The sequence below is a fragment of the Planktothrix sp. FACHB-1355 genome (assembly GCF_014748295.1).
Lineage (GTDB): Bacteria > Cyanobacteriota > Cyanobacteriia > Cyanobacteriales > Aerosakkonemataceae > Aerosakkonema > Aerosakkonema funiforme_A.
Window position 1 is genome coordinate 1 of record NZ_JACJUP010000408.1, and the last position, 5,184, is coordinate 5,184.

Below are 5,184 nucleotides of genomic sequence, written 5' to 3' on the forward strand. Positions count from 1 at the left end.
ATTAAGATGTTTCTCAAAGCTGGTACTGTAAATATCCATCACTTGGCTGGGATAAGCCATGTTACCGATTTCGTGAATTTGGGCTCGCCGCAAATCTTCTTTGAAATATGCCCCTTCTATTTTCTTCTCCTGAGCTTTGGAGATGTTGATGCCTTTGCCATCTAAAAATTCAATTAAAATATGATCGGCTCGGTCTGGGTGTATGCGGATATGAATACCACCGGCAACTGAGAGGGTAGGAATAAGCGTGCGAGCAATGGGAATCGATGTTGCTTCTAAGTTCTGAATGTTGACTCCCACGGACATCATACCGGCAATCATAGAACGGGAGACCATGCGGGAAATGCTGCGTTGATCGCGGGAAACAGCAACTTGAGAACCGGGTTTTAAAGTGGAGCCGTAAGCTGCTCCCAGTTTCACGGCAAATTCTGGGGTGATATCGATGTTAGCTAATCCAGAGACACCCCGTTGCCCGAATAAATTGCGGTGTGCTGTTTGACCCCAAATTAAATTGATGTTGAGGGTAGCGCCAGATTCAATTTGTTTGCTGGGCCAAACGCGGACGCCTGGGCTGATCAGGCTTTCTTCTCCTACAGTGGAAAGGGAACCGACTACGGCTGCTTCCAGGACGTGGGCGCGGCGGTCTACTCTGGTACCTCTGGCGATTACGCAGGCGCTGAGATGGGCTTCTTCGCCTACGATCGCTCCATTCCATATAATTGGGCGTTTGAGACTGGCGTCGGCACCGATCGTCACATTGTCACCTATGATGGTTCCAGCTTCAATTTGCACTCGCGGGCCAATGCGGCAGTTGTTACCGATCAGGACGGGGGCTTCTATTTCGGCGGAGGGGTCGATGTAGGTATTCTGGCCTACCCAAATTCGATTTCCTCTGGCTTTGGCAGATCTTTCTTCGTAGGCAAAGTCGAGTTTGACTTTGGAGTAAAGCCCATCGTATTGAGCTTCCCGATAGGCGTCGAGATGACCGACATCGCACCAATAGCCTTCGGCAATGTAGCCGTACATGGGGATGCCTTTGTTGAGGAGAAGGGGGAATAAATCTTTGGAAAAGTCGCTTTCTTGGCCGGCTGGTAGATAGTCTAGGACTTCTGGTTCTAGGATATAGGTGCCGGTGTTGACGGTATCGGAGAAGATTTCGCTTGTGGATGGTTTTTCTAAAAAACGGCTGATACGGTCTTCTTCGTCGGTGATGACCACACCAAATTCGATCGGATTGGGAACGCGGGTCAAAATTATCGTGGCTTTTGAGTGACGGCGTTTGTGAAAGTGAATGGCGGCTTTGAGGTCAAAGTCGGTGATGCTGTCGCCGCTGATCACTAAAAATGTTCTATCTAAAAGTTCGGCAATGTTTTTTACACAACCTGCTGTCCCCAACGGCTGGTCTTCTTCCACAGCATAGGTCATCTGGACGCCAAAGTCGCTGCCATCGTGGAAGTAGTCGCGGATAACGTCGGGTAAGTAGTGCAGGGTGGCAATCACTTCGGTGATGTGATGCCTTTTGAGTAAATTTATGATATGTTCTGCGATGGGTCGATTCAGGATCGGCACCATCGGTTTTGGCAGATCGCAAGTTAGCGGTCTCAGCCTAGTTCCAGATCCGCCAGCCATTAGCACTGCCCGCATAGTTCCTCCTGTTTCCACTTTTGCTTTGTCGTCTTGAATTCTTGGCGATCGGCTTGTCTACAGATCCCAGCCAGGGCTTAGCACTCCAGCTCCGGCGTCGTAAAAGGATGTCGCCCCTTTTTAATATTAAAGATTTGAATCGGCTAAGGTGATGGGGCAGAGGGGCAGCCCAAAGTCAAAAGTCAAAAGTCAAAAGTCAAAATTCAAAATTCCTCTTTTTCCCTCTTCCCGACGCCCGACGCCCTAGCCCTAGTCCCGACGCCCTAGCCCTTCTGACAACGACGGGCTGAGTAAACATAATTGAAATAAAGAGGGTATCCGCTGCAAGGAGAGTTTATGAATAGTTTAATTGTCATAGCATTACTGGTAACTTACGTAGGCGGGGTCTGGAAGTTCTGGACTGGCTTTGAGAAGACTAACTTCAACCGCAATTTGACGACTCGGCTATCTATGTCGATGTTGTGGCCATTTTTACTGGTTAACAAATCGTATCGTAAGAACTTTACCAAAGCTCTCAAGGGTTAATCGTTTTCTTGGCAGAGTGGGCTTTTGCAGTACCGAGTAGAATCAACTGAACGACTGTGGCTGATCGGTGGAACTACCGAAAGTATGCAGCTGGCAGCTGCGATCGCACAAGCTCAGCTGCCTTGCACTATTTCGGTAACTACGGAAACTGCGAGATCGCTCTATCCCGATGTGCCGATTTTGCGTGTCTGGGTGGGGCGTCTTTCCCCTTCGGAGATCGGGCAATTTTTGCTCGCCCAAAATATTGTGGCAGTACTTGATGCTTCTCATCCTTTTGCGGTGGAGATTTCTCAGAATGCGATCGCGGCTTGTTCCCAATTGCAAATCCCCTATCTGCGCTACGAACGCCCGCGTTTGCAGGGCGAGAATAATGCGATCGTCAATAGTAAACTGATTCAGTTAGATACTTTTGCTACGCTTGTGGCTGGGAATTATCTGGAAGGACAGCGAGTGCTGCTGACTGTCGGGTATAAAGCTTTACCTCTGTTTCGTCCTTGGCAAGAGCGATCGACTTTATTTACTAAGGTTTTACCTTCCAGTACTTCTATTGAAGCAGCAATAGCTGCTGGATTTACACCAGACCGAATTTTTGCTATGCGACCGCCAATTTCTGCCGATTTGGAAAAAGCTTTATGGCGTCATTGGCAGATTTCAATGGTAGTGACAAAAGCTTCCGGTGCTAGTGGCGGGGAAGATGTTAAGCGAAGCATAGCAGATGAATTAGGAGTAACTTTGGTAGTTATCGATCCGCCTGCGATCGAGTATCCGCAAGTTACTAGCGATTTGTCAGAGGCGATCGAGTTTTGTCAACAGAACGTAGACAAAATTTAACATACTTTATTTTTAGTCAGGAGAGCATCGCCCACGAATATTTAGCGGGCAATGCCCACCCTACAAGGTTTTACCAATCATATTGAAGCTCTCCAGTCTCAATTTTGTCTAAAACGAGTTTTCTGTACAATTCAAGTTCAGTCACCGTAACTTTTTTATCAGCATAGGTTGCCGCTCTAATATCATCAAGTTCTTTGCGAGAAATCTTGCCATCGGCTACGGCATTATTAATCACGGTTTTTAGTCGTTCTAGGTGCTGCTTTTCTTCCGGCGTCGGTTGTGCTACATTTGGGCGTTCAATTAACATGATGACCACCTCCTAAAGGTAGATTCTTATATGATGGATAATATTTCTCGAAAATTAAATAGTTCATTTATTTATTGAAGGGTAATTTTAATAACAAATTATGTAGTTTATCGCACTAAATAAATATTTGTAAAGTTTTTTATGAGTAAATTTAACATTTATAAAAAAATTGATATTTATCTTTGCGTTACTTTACTTGCAGATTTAGGGAAAATACACTCGTCCATGATTGCGTCAATTGTAAGCCTGAGCATTTGGCAAGTAAAGTACTTCTAATTTACTTCGCATTTTGAGTCATTACCCAATGCATAAAACCGGGAAATAAACGGTATACTTCTGTAGCAAGGAATGTAGGGCCAACAACTACTTCAGATCGTTTATTTTTAACAGCATCCCAAATCGCATTGGCTATATCTTCCGGTTTGCTTACCCACGATGATTCAAGTACCTTCTTGATCTGCTGACGGCGCGATTCTATTTCGGCTTCATCTTTACCTCGAAACATAGCGCGTTCCATAAAATCACTGTTGATAACTCCAGGATGTACGGCAGATACGTCGATGCCTTTAGGTGCGAGTTCCAAGCGAAGGGTTTCTGTTAACCCGGTGATTGCGTATTTGCTGGCACAATAGGCGGTCATTTGTGGCAGAGGCATTTTTCCGCCGAAGGAACCAACATTGACAATAGTGCCTGTGTTTCGCTCTAAAAAATGAGGCAAAATAGCATTAATTGTGTAAACGTATCCCCAAAAATTCGTGTCCATAATCTGCTGCCAATCACTCAGAGAAGTTCTTTCCATTGGCGCAGTGAGACAGATGCCTGCGTTGTTAATCAAAACATCGATATTTCCGAAATTTTCTAGAGCTTTGTTGACCAGCGTTTGTACTTGCTCGATATTTCCGACATCGGTAGAAACAGCTAAAGCAGAACGACCGAGGTTTTCAATTTCCTGCGCTACAACTTCTAATCTGTCTGCTTGACGTGCTGCTAGGACAACATCGTAACCTTGGCGAGCAAATAAAAGTGCTGTTGCTTTGCCACTGCCTTGAGAAGCGCCTGTAATGAGAAGGGTGGGAGCCATAATTTCTATTTCGGGTTTTGGAGTCTATGGGAAAACTAAATTTTAACTATTTTTTACCGCAGATGAAAGCAGATAAACGCAGATAAACGCAGATGTTTATCTCTGTTAATGTGGTTTTTGGGATAGGTTTTTAGTATGCTATTGCCATGCCATCGGCGCGTGGTTCGGAAGCGGCAATCAAAACTCTGTTTTGGCGTAAGATAATCTGACCTTTACCAAACAGTGCTACATCTTTGGTCACTCGAACTTCGTGGCCTTTTTCAGATAGCGCCTGTGCTATCTCCTGAGATACTGCTTGCTCTAAAAGTACTCTTTTTCCCGATACAAAGTGCCACCTGGGAGCATCTAAAGCTGCTTGCGGATTCATCCTATAATCGGCTAAATTTACTACTACTTGAAGATGTCCTTGGGGTTGCATTGGCCCTCCCATAACACCAAATGGCCCTAAAGGTTGACCGTTTTGGCTGAGAAATCCGGGAATAATTGTATGAAACGGACGTTTTGAGGGTGCAATTTGGTTGGGATGTCCTTCTTCTAAACTGAAAGCGATTCCCCGGTTATGCAATGCTACGCCAGTACCGGGGACGAGTATTCCGCTGCCAAATCCCTCGAAATTTGATTGGATGAAAGAAACCATTAATTCTGCATCACTTGCTGCTAAATAAACGGTTCCACCTTGAGGAAGTCCCGGTTCAGCTATAGGTATAGCTTTATCATTAATTAAGTTTCTCCGTTCGCCTGCATAAGCTTTGTCTAAAAGGTGTTCTGCGGCGAGTGTCATAAACCGAATGTCGGC

General features: G+C 45.4%; 6 protein-coding genes. 2 read left to right on the forward strand and 4 right to left on the reverse strand.

Features of this window, described 5'->3' with window-relative positions; genetic code table 11:
• Window positions 1-1,644: sugar phosphate nucleotidyltransferase (locus H6S82_RS17090; RefSeq protein WP_191056458.1), on the reverse strand; the 1,644-nt coding region annotated here is incomplete at its 3' end.
• A gap of 336 nt (window positions 1,645-1,980) precedes the next feature.
• On the opposite strand from H6S82_RS17090, the gene H6S82_RS17095 reads away from it, so the two are divergent.
• Together H6S82_RS17095 and H6S82_RS17100 are read left to right on the forward strand one after the other, a co-directional pair.
• Window positions 1,981-2,169: a hypothetical protein gene (locus H6S82_RS17095; protein ID WP_190464286.1), complete on the forward strand. Its 189-nt coding sequence runs from the start codon at window positions 1,981-1,983 to the stop codon at window positions 2,167-2,169.
• A gap of 24 nt (window positions 2,170-2,193) precedes the next feature.
• The gene (locus H6S82_RS17100; protein WP_242056988.1) at window positions 2,194-3,000 is read left to right on the forward strand and encodes a cobalt-precorrin-6A reductase; all 807 of its coding nucleotides are present in this window, start codon (window positions 2,194-2,196) and stop codon (window positions 2,998-3,000) included.
• A gap of 70 nt (window positions 3,001-3,070) precedes the next feature.
• Here the strand turns inward: H6S82_RS17100 and H6S82_RS17105 are convergent, their stop codons facing one another.
• From H6S82_RS17105 to H6S82_RS17115, 3 genes are all read right to left on the reverse strand, one after another.
• Complete coding sequence (locus H6S82_RS17105; protein ID WP_190464287.1) at window positions 3,071-3,307, reverse strand: hypothetical protein; 237 nt, start codon at window positions 3,305-3,307, stop codon at window positions 3,071-3,073.
• Between the two features lie 277 nt (window positions 3,308-3,584).
• Window positions 3,585-4,388 (reverse strand): SDR family oxidoreductase, encoded by an 804-nt coding sequence (locus H6S82_RS17110; RefSeq protein ID WP_190464288.1) that lies wholly within the window; start codon window positions 4,386-4,388, stop codon window positions 3,585-3,587.
• Window positions 4,389-4,518: 130 nt separating this feature from the next.
• Window positions 4,519-5,184, reverse strand: a 666-nt coding sequence (locus H6S82_RS17115) for a gamma-glutamyltransferase (protein ID WP_191056459.1), incomplete at its 5' end; no start/stop codon positions are given.